The organism is Mesorhizobium sp. B2-1-3A (genome assembly GCF_006442655.1).
Taxonomy (GTDB): Bacteria; Pseudomonadota; Alphaproteobacteria; order Rhizobiales; family Rhizobiaceae; genus Mesorhizobium.
This window is the reverse complement of record NZ_VFWK01000002.1, coordinates 14,173-28,084: the sequence shown is the minus strand read 5'-3', so window position 1 is coordinate 28,084 and position 13,912 is coordinate 14,173. Positions and strand designations below refer to the sequence as shown.

Below are 13,912 nucleotides of genomic sequence, written 5' to 3'. Positions count from 1 at the left end.
CGCGCGGCCCGATACATGTCTATCGCACCAAAGTCCGGATTCAGATCGCGCGTGCCCCTTGCCTGCATCCGCGCGTTGTCATATCGATTTGTCATACAAATACGGAGACCATGATGGCTGGCGCCCCCACAGGAAAGAAGAAATTTCGCTCGCAGGAGTGGTTCGACAACCCCGACAATCCGGGAATGACGGCGCTCTATCTGGAGCGTTACCTGAATTACGGGCTGACCCGCGCCGAGTTGATGTCTGGCAAGCCGTTGATCGGCATTGCCCAGACCGGCTCGGATCTGTCGCCTTGCAACCGCCACCATATCGAGCTCGCCAAGCGCGTGCGCGAAGGCATCGTCTCGATGGGCGGCATCCCTTTCGAGTTCCCCTGCCATCCGATCCAGGAGACCGGCAAGCGCCCGACCGCGGCGCTTGATCGCAACCTTGCCTATCTCAGCCTGGTCGAGGTGCTCTACGGCTATCCGCTCGATGGCGTCGTGCTCACCATCGGTTGCGACAAGACCACGCCGGCGCTGCTCATGGCGGCGGCCACCGTCAACATCCCGGCCATCGCGCTGTCGGTCGGCCCGATGCTCAACGGCTGGCACAAGGGCAAGCGCACCGGGTCCGGCACCATCGTCTGGGAATCGCGCCAGCGCCTGTCGGCCGGCGAGATCGATTATGACGAGTTCATGGACATCGTCGCCTCCTCGGCGCCCTCCACCGGCTATTGCAACACGATGGGCACCGCCACCACGATGAATTCGCTGGCCGAGGCGCTCGGCATGCAACTGCCGGGCTCGGCCGCCATCCCCGCGCCATATCGTGAGCGCGGCCAGATCGCCTACGAGACGGGAAAGCGCATCGTCGATATGGTGCATGAGGATTTGAAGCCCTCCGACATCATGACGCGCAAGGCCTTCGAGAACGCCATCGTCGTCAATTCGGCGATCGGCGGCTCCACCAACGCACCGATCCATCTCAATGCCATCGCCCGCCATCTCGGCGTGCCCCTCGACAATGACGACTGGCAGAAGATCGGCCTCAAAGTGCCGCTCATCGTCAATCTGCAGCCGTCCGGCGAATATCTGGGCGAGGACTATCATCATGCCGGCGGCGTGCCGGCCGTGGTTGCCGAACTGATGACGGCCGGGCTTCTGCCCTATCCTGAAGCCGTGACCGTCAACGGCAAATCGATCGGCGATAATTGCAAGGGTGTCGCAAACGAAAACGCCGACGTCATCCACAGTGTCGACAAACCGCTCAAGACCAATGCCGGCTTCATCAACTTCAAGGGCAATCTGTTTGATTCCGCGATCATGAAGATGAGCGGCATCTCGCCGGAATTCCGCGAGCGCTATCTGTCCAACCCGAACGACCCGGAAGCCTTCGAGGGCAACGCCATGGTCTTCGACGGTCCGGAGGACTACCACGCCCGCATCGACGATCCGGCGCAAGGCATCGATGAGCACACCATCCTGTTCATGCGCGGCGCCGGCCCGGTCGGCTATCCCGGCGGCGCCGAGGTCGTCAACATGCAGCCGCCGGCCTATCTCATCAAGAAGGGCATCCACTCGCTGGCCTGCATCGGTGACGGCCGCCAGTCGGGCACGTCCGGCTCGCCATCGATCCTCAACGCCTCGCCGGAAGCCGCGATCGGCGGCGGACTGGCGCTGCTCAAGACCGGCGACCGCGTGCGCATCGACTTGCGCAAAGCCACCGCCAATATGCTGATCAGCGATGAAGAGCTTGCCAGGCGGCGCGCCGAGCTGGAGAGCGATGGCGGCTACCACTACCCCAAGCACCAGACGCCATGGCAGGAGATCCAGCGCGGCATGGTCGACCAGTTCTCGGAAGGAATGGTGCTCAAGCCGGCCGTGAAATACCTGGACGTCGCCCATACCAGCGGCGTTCCCAGGGACAATCACTGATTGCTCCGGGGACAATCACTGACATCGGATCGACGGCTGGCGGCTTGATCAATCAAACCGCCGGCCGTTCTTCCATTTGGCATTGTGCGTCCTGACCGCGGTGCGAGACCGGTCACGATCCTTGACAAGCGCGCCCAACAAATCCACGATCATGACAAGGGGTGCATCGCGACGACCCCGTGAGGCGTCAGCCCAACGTTCGCGTCCAGGCTTCTCTATCAGGAGGTGGACGCCATGCCGTCAACAACCGCTATCACCGTATCGCAACTATCCCGTCTGGTCGGCCTGCCGGGCGCGCCTGCAATCATCGATGTCCGCATTGATGAGGATTTCGACGCCGATCCGCGCCTGCTGCCGGCCTCGGTCCGCCGCGATTTCAAAACCGTTTCGACCTGGGCGTCCGACTTCGCCCGCAAGCCCGTCGTGGTGGTCTGCCAGAAAGGCCGGAAACTCTCGCAAGGTGTAGCCGCATGGCTGCGCCACGAGGGGATTCCCGCCGAAACCCTCGAAGGTGGCTTCGAGGCCTGGCGCGATGCGGACGGGCTTCTGGTCCGCACCGACAAATTGCCGCCGCGCGATGAAAAGGGCTGCACGGTCTGGGTGACGCGCGCCCGCCCCAAGGTCGACCGCATCGCCTGCCCCTGGCTGATCCGGCGTTTCATCGATCCTCGCGCGGTCTTCCTGTTTGTCGAGGCGGCCGAAGTGCCTGCCGTGGCCGACCGCTTTCAGGCCGAGCCGTTCGACATCGACAACGTGTTCTGGAGCCATCGTGGCGAACGCTGCACCTTCGATACGATGATCGAGGAATTCGGGCTGGAATCCGCCGCACTCGATCGCCTTGCCGTGATTGTGCGCGCGGCCGACACTGCAAGTCTCGATCTGGTGCCCCAGGCCGCCGGCTTTCTGGCTGCCTCGCTTGGCCTGTCGCGGATGTTTCGCGACGACCTGGAGCAACTGGAAGCAGGCATGCTGCTCTACGATGCGTTCTTCCGCTGGTGCCGCGACGCCACCGAGGAAACGCACAACTGGCCCAGCGCGGGTAAACCGTCATGAGCGCCGTTGTGCCTGCACACAGGTCGGGGAACGTCGAAGCGCCGGCGGCACCGACCTTTGCCGAAGCCCTGAAGGTCTGGGCGAAGATCGGACTGCTCAGCTTTGGCGGGCCCGCCGGGCAGATCGCGCTGATGCACAAGGAACTGGTCGAGGAACGACGCTGGATCGGCGAACAGCGTTTCCTGCATGCACTGAATTACTGCATGCTGCTGCCCGGCCCGGAAGCCCAGCAACTCGCCATCTATATAGGCTGGCTGCTGCACAGGACGATCGGTGGCCTTGTCGCCGGCGTCCTGTTCGTCCTGCCGGGCGCGCTCGTCATGCTCGTCTTGAGCAGTCTCTACGTGCTCTATGGCGACATGCCGCTCGTCGAAGCGCTCTTCCTCGGCGTGAAGGCGGCAGTGCTTGCCATCGTCATCGAGGCGGTGATCCGCATCGGACGGCGTGCGCTGAAAAACCCGGCCATGGTGTCGATCGCGGTTGCGGCCTTCATCGCCATCTACGCTTTGAACGTGCCGTTTCCGCTCATCGTCCTGCTCGCGGGCCTGACAGGATGGCTGGGAGACCGCATTGTTCCCGGCCTGTTTTCCGGCGCCTTGCGCGGCAAGGACGACATTGCCGATATCAAGGGGGCGGTCGACCTGATGTTCGAGCGCGGCGAACTGACCCATGTCGAACCGACCAGATGGCATGCGCCGCGCACCGTCGCGATCTGGCTGCCGATCTGGCTCGGACCAGTTGTTGTTATTTGGTGGTTCACCGGCTCTGCCAGCGTATGGACCGAGATAGGCCGGTTCTTCAGTCTGATGGCGGTCGTCACCTTCGGCGGTGCCTATGCCGTGCTTGCCTATGTCGCGCAGGCGGCTGTCCAGTCTTTCGGCTGGCTCGCGCCCGGTGAGATGGTCGATGGTCTTGGGCTTGCCGAGACCACGCCTGGTCCACTCATCCTGGTGTTGCAGTTTGTCGGCTTCATCGCCGCGTTCCGTCACGCCGGGTCGCTGAACCCGCTGCTTGGCGGATCGCTTGGCGCGCTGCTGACCTTGTGGGTGACGTTTACGCCGTGCTTCTTCTGGATATTCCTTGGCGCGCCCTACATCGAGGCCTTGCGCGGCAATAGGGCATTGTCGGCCGCGTTGGGGGCGATCACCGCCGCTGTTGTCGGCGTCATCATGAACCTTGCTTTGTGGTTTGCCTTGCACGTCGTTTTCCGTGAGGTGCACGCGATGGGTCTCGGTATGAATGTCCCGGTGCTTTCGTCGATCGACTGGCGTGCGGCACTGCTTTCCTGTGCCGCGATGATCGCCATCCTGAGGCTGAAGATCGGCATGCTGCCGACGCTCGCCGGATCGGCCCTTGCCGGTGTCTTGCTGCTGGCGGCGAGCGGCTAATGCATGTCGCTCAAAGGTGACCTCGGTTTTGGGAGAACGACATGCGTGAAAACAAGGACCTGAAGCGCGTCGCATGAATCCGTTTCAACGCACCGCGCTTTAGATCCTCGCCTGCCTTTGTATTCCGCTCGCCGACCACTTAAGTGGTTGGAAACGGATTGGAACATCATGGCGCAGCGACGCTCTTCCCTGGGCTTTCTCGGAATGTTCGGACGATCGGGCGATCTGAGGCAGCTTGATGCGGCATTGCGCGGCGCCGACCTTCATCCCGCCCTTGTGCCGGAGGGCGTGAAACTCACCCTCGTCAATCTGATGAAGGATCGCTGGTCCGACGAGCCGCCGCCGCAGGCCTACCCGGACGCGGCGCGGCTGTTCAGCTATTGCGTTGCCGGACCGGAGGCGTTCGAGCGCTCCCAAGGCCTGCAGCAGCGGCAGGAGGTGGAGCGCCGTATCGAGGACGCGGTCGAGGCCGGCGACAGTTTCGACGCCCAGATCGTGTTGATGACGCTGCACGCCAAACTGATCAACGCCGAAGTCGTCGAACGCTACGGCCTGGGAGCCGACTGACTGCTTTGACGCGGCTCAGCCGCCCATATTGGCGCGCGGCAGCTTGATCATGTCGCCGAAGCGCGCGCGCAGCCTGTCGTCGAGCAGCTTCGGCACATGGCGCGGGAAGCGTTCGGCAAGGACGCGCTTCTTCTCGATGATCGCGCGCTGCAATATGTCGGGCCGGCCCTTTTCGTTCCATTCCTTCGGCGAAAACCGGTCGCCGACGGCCGGATAGAAATACTCGGTCTGCATCAGCCGCAGCGTCTGCTCGTTGCCGAGATAATGGCCCGGTCCCTTCAGGCAGACTTCGGCGATGGTGTCGATCGACAGTGCTTCATCGGTCACCTCGATGCCGCGGACGCAGCGCAGGCAATGTCCGAGCATGTCATTGTCGATGATCAGGCTTTCCAGGCAGAAGCCGAGCAGCGAGGCATGCATGCCGGCCGATTCGTAGACCAGGTTGAGCCCGGCAAGACCGGCCATCACGTCGGTGATGCCTTTTTCATAGCCGGACTGGATGTCGGGCAGTTTCGAATCCGTCATGCCGGCGGCCGAGCCGCCGGGTAAATCGTAGAACTGCGCCATCTGCGCGCAGGCAGCCGTCAGCACCGCCTGCTCGGCCGAACCGCCCGACATGGCGCCGGTCCTCAGATCCGAGACGAACGGCCAGGTGCCGAAGATCGCCGGATGTCCCGGCTTGATGGCGTTGACATAGACGAGGCCGGCCAGCACTTCGGCCACCGCCTGCACCACGGCACCGGCAATCGCCGCCGGAGCCGTCGCGCCGGCCTGGCCGGCCGACAAAAGCAGGATCGGGATGCCACCCTCGACACAGGCCTCGAGCACGCCGCAGGCGTCCTCGGCGAATTTCATCGGCGGCACGACGAAGCAGTTGGAGTTCGAAACGAACGGCCGGGCACGGAAATTCTCCTCGCCGCCGGCAATTGCATAGAGCATCTCCAGCGCCGGTTGCACGTTCTCGCGCACCGTGAACGAGGTGCCGACATGCTTGGATGTGCCCATAACGCAGGCGTAGAGCGTGTTGAAGTCCATTTCGAGCGGATCGGGAATGTCGCGCGGCACCATCGGCCGCTGGAAGAAATGGATGTTGTCGAGCCCCTCGACGATGCGGGCCGCGTCATAGATGTCCTGTAGCAGCGATTCGCGATATTCGCGCTTCTCCACATCGACCAGATGCACGGCGGCACCCGCCGTGCCGTAGTGCACGCGCTTGCCCTGGATCACCATGTCGTGTTTCGGGTCCTGGCCGTGCAAGGTGAAGTTGCGCGCCGCCTTCTTGATGGTGTCGAGCACCAGCGCGCGCGGGAAACGGATGCGGCCATCATCGCCATGGGAGGCGCCGACCCTGGTCAGCGCCTCGATGCAGGAAGGGATGGCATTAGCGAAGCCGACCGTCTCCAGCAGCGTCAGCACCGCCTCGTGGATGCGTTCCTGGTCGTTCCCGCGCAACGGCCCGTAGCTGCCGCCTTCGAGGCCGGCGCGCACCGGCCTGATGTCGTCGGCGAGCGGCGCTGCCCGCATGGCGCGGCGCGCTTCGCGTCCACCGGAGCGGCGCGAGCGCTGATCCGCCGCCGCTTCCTGCTTTTCAAGAACCACTGACATGGAGACACTCCAGCTTTCTCGGAAGCAGGGCGGCGGTTGGTCCACCATCGGCTGCTTCTTCCCCTTTGTGCCACGACTATGCCGCCGGCTTTGGCACAGCCTATGGGCCAGCCTGTCCGGTTGCATGTGCCAGAGCTAAAGGAACCGGAGCCGCCTTTGGGGGCTCCGGTCAAAGGATCGGGTGAGTGGATCAGGCTGCGGCCGGCCTGCGCCCGGCCGCGGTGGCGAGTTCGCGGATGCCGGGCTCGATGTGCTGCAGCGCGATCGAGGAAATGCCCAACCGCATGAAACGCGAAGGCTTTTCGGTGCGGTCGAAGAAGCGGTCTCCCGGCTCGATGATGACGCTGCGCGAGGCGGCGGCCTCGGCCAAACCACGGGAATCGGTGCCCCGCGGCCCTTCGAGCCAGAGCGACGTGCCGCCGGCCGAATCGGTCGAACGCCATTCCGGCAGGAAAGCGGAAATCGCATGGACCAGACGCTTGCGCCGCTCGTCGAAGGCGCTCGACAGACGCCGCACCAGGGCCTCGTGATGGCCGAGCGACAGGAACAGCGCCACGGCGCGCTGATTGTTGGCCGGCGGATGGCGCAGCATGAAACGGCGCAGTGCCCTGAGTTCCGCGATTAGTCCAGCCGAGGCGACGATGTAGCCAAGCCGCAGGCCCGGAGCCAGCGTCTTCGACATCGAGCCGACATAGACAACGCGGCCGGAGCGATCGAGGCTCTTCAGCGCCTGCTGCGGCGCCTCGTCGAGAAGCTGGCTGTCATAGCCGTCCTCGATGATGATCTGGTTGTGACGGTTGGCACGTGCCAGCAGATCCTGCCGCCGTTCGGCCGACAACGGCACCATGGTCGGGCAATGATGGCTGGGCGTGACGAACACGAAGCCGGAATCATTGGGGATGGAAGAGGTTACGATGCCGGACTGGTCGACAGGCACAGGCTGGATCTCAGCGCCCGCAAGGCGGAAGATCGAGCGCGCGTCGGGGTAGCCGGGATCCTCCATCGCGACCTTCGAGCCCTTGGTCATCAACAGCGAAGCCAGCATGTAGAGCGCGTTCTGGGCGCCAAGCGTGACGATGATCTCGTCGGGATTGGCGAAGATGCCGCGCCGGGGCAGGAGCCGCGCCTGGATCTGCTCGATCAAGAGCGGATCGTCGCGATCGACCATGTCGGAAGCCCAGTTGCGGATCTCGAGCACGGCCAGCGCCATGCGGTTGCACTCGCGCCACTCGGCGGTCGGGAACAGCGCCGGGTCGAACTGGCCATAGACGAAGGGGTAGGACGACTTGATCCAGTTCTCGTGCTTGGCCGGCGGCGGCATGTCGCTGGCGGCGATCTGCCGGCGCGCCTTCCAGTCGATCTCATTGGCCTGGTCGGGCGCCTTCTGGTGCGGCTTGGCCGGTGTCGCCAGCACGTCCGGATTGACGAAATGGCCGCGCCGTTCGCGCGCCACCAGGAAGCCCTGGTCGACGAGCTGCTGGAAGGCGAGAACCACGGTTCCGCGCGCCACGCCGAGTTTTTCGGCCAGGATCCGGCAAGAGGGAAGCGGCATCGAAGCGGCGATCTGGCGGTCGAGAATGGCGGCCACGATGGCTTGCCGGATCTGCGCCTGCAGGGTCTGGCCGGATTCAGCCGAAATCCGGAACAGGCCGGACCATATCGCCGTGTCGTTTCTCTGTGGCATGGAAGATGTTCCTCGATGGCCAGCTTTTTTCACTTGGCTGGACCAGTCGAATGTAACGGTGGCACAAGGGGTTGCGCCAATCAATTTTTCTGATCTTTGGGATTTATGCCAGTGATCCTTCAGCCGAAATCCGACGCCGCATCGTTCCTGTGACAAACCATGCCGTCACTTCGTGATGCGCTGCGTCATCGCCGCGTATTGACCGGACGGAATTCGGCTCAATAGTTTTGTCGCGACGACACGCGCCGGAAACATCCGGTCTGATAGAGTGCGTCGAAAAACGCCAGGAGTCCCCGCCAGTGGATAAGTCAGCCTTCCAGAAACAGCTTGCCGCCTTGCGCGATCATCGCGCCGCGGCACCTGCCGACATGCGTCAGGCCTTCGCCGCCGATCCACAGCGGTTCAAGACATTCTCCGCCACCGACGGCGACCTTTTGCTCGACTGGTCGAAATGCGCCGTCGACGCCACCACCATGGATTTGCTGGAGAAGCTGGCCGCCGCCGCCGATCTCGAAGGTCGCCGCGCCGCCATGTTTGCCGGCAAGAAGATCAACATCACCGAAGACCGCGCCGTGCTGCACACGGCGCTGCGCAACCTCAGCGGCAAGGGTGTCACTGTCGACGGCCAGGACGTCAAGGCGGATGTCATTTCCGTGCTCGACGCGATGGGTGCCTTTGCCGATGCGATCCGCTCCGGCAAGGCAGCCGGCGCCACCGGCAAGAAGATCACCGATATCGTCAACATCGGCATTGGCGGCTCCGACCTCGGCCCGGCCATGGCGACGCTGGCGCTCGCCCCCTATCATGACGGACCGCGCGCGCACTATGTCTCCAACATCGACGGCGCCCATATCCACGACACGCTGAAGGACCTGTCCGCCGAGACCACGCTGTTCATCATCGCCTCCAAGACCTTCACCACGGTCGAGACGATGACCAACGCGCAGACGGCGCGCGACTGGGTGCAGAAGGCGCTCGGCAAGGAAGCGGTCGGCAAGCATTTCGCCGCCGTCTCGACGGCGCTCGACCTGGTGGCCAAGTTCGGCATCGAGCAGGATCGCGTCTTCGGCTTCTGGGACTGGGTCGGCGGCCGCTATTCGGTCTGGGGCGCGATCGGCCTGCCTGTCATGATCGCCGTCGGCCCAAGAAATTTTCGCGCCTTCCTCGACGGCGCGCATGAGATGGACGAGCACTTCCGCACCACTCCGCTGGCCAGGAACCTGCCGGCGCTTCTGGGGCTGGTCGGCTGGTGGCATCGGGTCATCTGCGGCTATCCGGCGCGCGCGGTCATCCCCTATGACCAGCGCCTGTCCAGGCTGCCGGCCTATCTGCAGCAACTCGATATGGAATCGAACGGCAAGGGTGTCACCCTCGACGGCACGCCCGTGACGACGCCGACCGGACCGCTGGTCTGGGGCGAACCCGGCACCAATGGCCAGCACGCCTTCTTCCAGTTGCTGCACCAGGGCACTGACCTCATTCCGGTCGAATTCCTCGCCGCGGCCGTTGGCCACGAGCCGAACCTGCGGCATCAACACGATCTGCTGCTCTCCAACTGCCTGGCGCAGTCGGAAGCCCTGATGAAGGGTCGCACGCTGGACGAAGCCCGCGCGCAGATGCTGGCCAAGGGCATGAAGCCGGCGGATGTCGACACGATAGCGCCGCATCGCGTCTTCTCCGGCAACCGGCCGTCGGTGACCATCCTCTATCGCAAGCTCGACCCGCGCACCTTTGGCCGGCTGATCGCGCTCTACGAGCACCGCGTCTTCGTCGAGGGTACGCTGTTCAACATCAATTCCTTCGACCAGTGGGGTGTCGAACTCGGCAAGGAACTGGCGACCGGCCTGCTGCCTGTCGTGGAAGGCAAGGAAAGCGCCGCAAACCGTGACGCCTCTACAAGGGGCCTTGTGGAACGCATCCACCAATTGCGTGGTTCGGAGTGAACGACTTGGCAGACATCAAGGGGATATTGTTCGACAAGGACGGGACACTTGTCGACTTCAACGCGACGTGGCTCGGCGTTGCCGACTTCATGGCCATGGACGCATCCGATGGCGACCGCTGGAAGGCCGACAGGCTGCTCGCGGCCGCCGGCTTCGATTTCGCCAACCGGCGCTTCAAGCCCGACTCCATCTTTGCTTCCGGCACCAATCTCGACGTCGTCGAACTTTGGTTTCCGCGCCTGTCGAACGAAGACCAGATGCTGGCCGTCGCCCGCTTCAACGAGATCACCTCGGTGCAAGGCTCGGCGATGGCGGTGGCCCTGCCGGGCGTCGTCGACACCTTGGTGGTGCTGCATAAAAAATCCTACCGGCTTGGCGTCGCCACCAACGATTCCACCAGCGGCGCGGAAAAGACCTTGGTCACGCTCGGCGTCGCGCAGCTTTTCGACGCGGCCTATGGCTACGACGCGGTGGCCAACCCCAAACCCGCGCCCGACACCATCCAGGCCTTCTGCGACCTCACCGGGCTGAAGCCGGCGGAGATCGCCATGGTCGGCGACAACCGCCACGACCTCGAAATGGCGCGTGCCGGCGGTTGTGGCCTGGCGGTCGGCGTGCTTTCCGGCACCGGTACGCGCGAATCGCTGGCCGAGATCGCCGACGTCATCCTGGATTCGGTTGCCGACCTGCCGGATTTCCTTTCAACGCGGGTCAAGGAGACGGTTTGATCGCCTCCGCTGATGCATGTCGCCCAAAGTGACTTTGGTTTTGGGAGAACGACATGCATGAAAGCAAGGACCCAAGGTGCGCCGCATGGATCCGTTTCACCGCGGCGCGCTTTTCCGTGAAACGGTGAAATGCTCTAGGCAGGGGCGGTCTCGGCCACGAAGCGAAAGACGCCGCTCGGTTTTAGCGTGGCGTCTCTCGCCTCGCCGAAGTCCGGCACCTTGTATTCCGCAAGCAGGCGCAATCGCGACCGCGGCAGATAGGCCCGCCCCGGATCTCCGACCAGGATCTCGACGCCGGCGGCGAGGCAGCGATCGAGAAAAGGCATGACGCGCGCCGCGACGTCCTGTCCGTAGAACACATCACCGGCAAGCACGAGATCGACAAAGGGGGGCGAACCCCCTGTGATATCGCCATCCACCACCGTGATGGCGACGCCGTTGGCGGCTGCGTTGAGGCCGAGCGCGGCGATGCCGTTGCGATCGATTTCGGCGGCAACCACCTCGCACGCGCCGGCCTTCGCGGCGGCGATGCCGACCAGGCCGGACCCTGCGCCCAGGTCGAGCACGCGGCGGCCCGCCACGCTCATCGGATGGTCGAGGATATAGCGCGCCAGAACGGCGCCGCCGGCCCAGGCATAGGCCCAGTAGGGCGGCTTGGGCTCGGATGTGTCCTCGTTCGCTTCGTCGTCGCCTTCAGGCTCGACCAGCCGTCTCAATCCGCTGCCCGGATGGGCGGTGTAGAGCCGGATTTCGGGAAGCGCGGGCACCGGGACAAGGCGCATGTTGGCCTTGATGAATTCCGCCGCATCGAGGCGAGGGCGCCGGTCTGGTGCATCATTGTCGGCAAGGATCACTAGCCGCGCAGCGCCCGCCGCAGGATCTTGCCGACTGGCGTCTTCGGCAATTCGGTCCTGAACTCGATGTATTTGGGCCGCTTGTAGCCGGTAAGGTTCTCGCGGCAAAAAGCGGTGATGGCTTCCGCGGTCAGGGCTGGATCCTTCTTGACGATGAACAGCTTCGGCACTTCACCCGAATGCTCGTCCGGCACGCCGATCGCCGCGACTTCAAGCACGCCCGGATGCATGGCCACGACCTCCTCGAGTTCGGTCGGATAGACGTTGAAGCCGGAGACCAGGATCATGTCCTTCTTGCGGTCGACGATCTTGGTGTAGCCGCGCTCGTCCATGAAGCCCATGTCGCCCGACTTGAAGAAGCCGTCCTTGGTCATCACCTTGGCGGTCTCGTCGGGCCGGTTCCAGTAGCCGGCCATCACCTGTGGCCCCCGGATGCAGATCTCGCCGACCTCGCCCAGCGGCAAATTGTTGCCGTCATCGTCGCGGATGGCGATTTCGGTCGAGGGCAGCGGCAGGCCGATGGTGCCCGTGAAGTCACCCGATGTGAACTTGTTGGCGGTCGCCACCGGCGAGGTTTCCGACAGGCCGTAGCCTTCCGAGACCGGGCAGCCGGTCAGCGCCTTCCAGCGCTCGGCAACGCCCTTCTGCACCGCCATGCCGCCGCCCAGCGTCAGGATCAGCGGCTTGAAGTCGAGTTTGCGGAAATCCTCATTGTTGAGCAGCGCATTGAACAGCGTGTTGAGACCGGGAAAGATGTGGACCGGATATTTCCCGAGTTCCTTGACGAAGCCTGGGATGTCGCGCGGGTTGGGGATGAGGATGTTCTGGGCGCCTTGCTGCATGCCCATCAGCGCGTTCACCGTCAGCGCGAAGATGTGGTAGAGCGGCAGTGCGCAGACGAAGTTGAGATGCGCGGGCTTCGGCTTGATCGTGTAGGCGTCTTCGATCCAGAGCGAATTCTGCGCGACGTTGGCCAGCACATTGCTGTGCAACAGGGTAGCACCCTTCGATATCCCCGTTGTGCCGCCGGTATATTGCAGGAAGGCCACATCATTGGCGGCCACCGTGGCCGGCTTGAAGTTCATGCCGCTGCCAGCCTTCAGCGCCGCGTTGAACTTGACATGGCCGGGCAATGACCAGGCCGGCACCATTTTCTTGACGCGGCGCACGACCAGATTGACGATCGTGCCTTTCAGCCCGCCGAGCATGTCGCCCATGGAAGCGACCACGACATGCTTGACCGAGGTCCTGGAAACCACCGCCTGCAGTGTGCCTGCGAAGTTTTCGAGGATGACGATGGCCTGCGCCCCGGAATCCTTGAGTTGGTGTTCCAGTTCGCGCGGCGTGTAGAGCGGATTGACGTTCACCACCGTATAGCCGGCGCGGGCCACCGCCATCATCGCCACCGGATACTGCAGTACGTTCGGCATCATCAGCGCGACGCGTGCGCCCTTCTGCAGTCCCGTCGATTGCAGATAGGCGCCGAATGCCGCCGAGAGCCGCTCAAGCTCCGCATAGGTGATCGACTTGCCCATGCAGGTGAAGGCCGGCTGGCCGGAAAACTGCTTGCACGCGGCGACAAGGAAGTCGCCGATGGAGCTGTGGGGAAGGGGGCCGATCTCGGCCGGCATGTTCTTCGGATAGCTTTTCAGCCATGGTTTTTCCGGCAGGCCGGCGACGAGCTCGGTGAGTGCCTTCGGCAGTCGCCGGCCTGGTGCGGGCGGCGGTGTCGGTGCCGCCTTCGCTGGCGATGCAGCCTTCGTTGCGCCGGCCTTGTTCGCCGCTGCCTTTATGGGAGAAGACTTCGTCGGCGAGGTCTTTGCCGGAGCGGCTTTCACGGCCGGCTTGGCGGGGCTCTTGGCCGTGGTCGCCGCCTTTGCCGCCGGTGCCGTCTTGGCGGGCTTTGCGCCTGCCTTGGCGGTCGCGGCTTTGGCGGCAGCTTTGCCTTGCCCGTCGGCGGCGGCTGGTTTCGAAACCGCCTTGGCCGACACTTTCACCGGCGCCTTCGATGCTTTTGCCACCCGTTCCTCCCTAGCAATTCTTGTTCGCGCGTCTCTTGGTCGTCTGTGCCGCGCCCGCCTCCAGATGATAGAGACGTCCTCCGCTGCCGCCAGCCCACCATCTATGTATTGCCTCTATCGGCGGCGGTGCAAGTCTTGCCCTTGCGGCAA

General features: G+C 63.9%; 10 protein-coding genes. 6 read left to right on the top strand and 4 right to left on the bottom strand.

Annotated features, from left to right (window positions below):
• Positions 1-113: 113 nt before the first annotated feature.
• The 4 genes from FJ977_RS06730 (at position 114) to FJ977_RS06715 (ending at position 4,927) form a co-directional block, all read left to right on the top strand.
• Complete coding sequence (locus FJ977_RS06730; protein ID WP_140769823.1) at positions 114-1,919, top strand: IlvD/Edd family dehydratase; 1,806 nt, start codon at positions 114-116, stop codon at positions 1,917-1,919.
• A gap of 234 nt (positions 1,920-2,153) precedes the next feature.
• The gene (locus tag FJ977_RS06725; RefSeq protein WP_140769821.1) at positions 2,154-2,972 is read left to right on the top strand and encodes a chromate resistance protein ChrB domain-containing protein; all 819 of its coding nucleotides are present in this window, start codon (positions 2,154-2,156) and stop codon (positions 2,970-2,972) included.
• On the top strand, positions 2,969-4,360 hold the full coding sequence (gene chrA / locus FJ977_RS06720; RefSeq protein ID WP_140769819.1) for a chromate transporter: 1,392 nt from the start codon (positions 2,969-2,971) through the stop codon (positions 4,358-4,360). The genes FJ977_RS06725 and chrA overlap by 4 nt, the downstream gene beginning before the upstream one ends.
• A gap of 168 nt (positions 4,361-4,528) precedes the next feature.
• The gene (locus FJ977_RS06715) at positions 4,529-4,927 is read left to right on the top strand and encodes a hypothetical protein (RefSeq protein ID WP_140769817.1); all 399 of its coding nucleotides are present in this window, start codon (positions 4,529-4,531) and stop codon (positions 4,925-4,927) included.
• A 15-nt stretch (positions 4,928-4,942) separates the two neighbouring features.
• Here FJ977_RS06715 and FJ977_RS06710 read toward each other — a convergent pair whose 3' ends face one another.
• Both FJ977_RS06710 and FJ977_RS06705 read right to left on the bottom strand, forming a co-directional pair.
• Positions 4,943-6,532 carry a trimethylamine methyltransferase family protein gene (locus FJ977_RS06710; RefSeq protein WP_140769815.1) on the bottom strand — a complete coding sequence of 530 codons (1,590 nt, stop codon included), beginning with the start codon at positions 6,530-6,532 and terminating at the stop codon, positions 4,943-4,945.
• Between the two features lie 190 nt (positions 6,533-6,722).
• Positions 6,723-8,216, bottom strand: coding sequence for a PLP-dependent aminotransferase family protein (locus FJ977_RS06705; RefSeq protein WP_056569714.1), 1,494 nt, complete (start codon positions 8,214-8,216; stop codon positions 6,723-6,725).
• Between the two features lie 299 nt (positions 8,217-8,515).
• On the opposite strand from FJ977_RS06705, the gene pgi reads away from it, so the two are divergent.
• Both pgi and FJ977_RS06695 read left to right on the top strand, forming a co-directional pair.
• Positions 8,516-10,159, top strand: a complete 1,644-nt coding sequence (gene pgi / locus FJ977_RS06700; protein ID WP_140769813.1) for a glucose-6-phosphate isomerase — start codon at positions 8,516-8,518, stop codon at positions 10,157-10,159.
• Positions 10,160-10,164: 5 nt separating this feature from the next.
• Positions 10,165-10,887, top strand: coding sequence for an HAD family hydrolase (locus tag FJ977_RS06695; protein ID WP_140769811.1), 723 nt, complete (start codon positions 10,165-10,167; stop codon positions 10,885-10,887).
• 134 nt (positions 10,888-11,021) lie between these two features.
• On the opposite strand, the gene FJ977_RS06690 is transcribed toward FJ977_RS06695, so the two are convergent.
• A complete protein-coding gene (locus FJ977_RS06690; protein ID WP_140771324.1) occupies positions 11,022-11,669 on the bottom strand; it encodes a 50S ribosomal protein L11 methyltransferase in 648 nt (215 codons plus the stop codon).
• 71 nt (positions 11,670-11,740) lie between these two features.
• Positions 11,741-13,762, bottom strand: a complete 2,022-nt coding sequence (locus FJ977_RS06685) for a long-chain fatty acid--CoA ligase (RefSeq protein WP_140769809.1) — start codon at positions 13,760-13,762, stop codon at positions 11,741-11,743.
• Positions 13,763-13,912 lie beyond the last annotated feature (150 nt).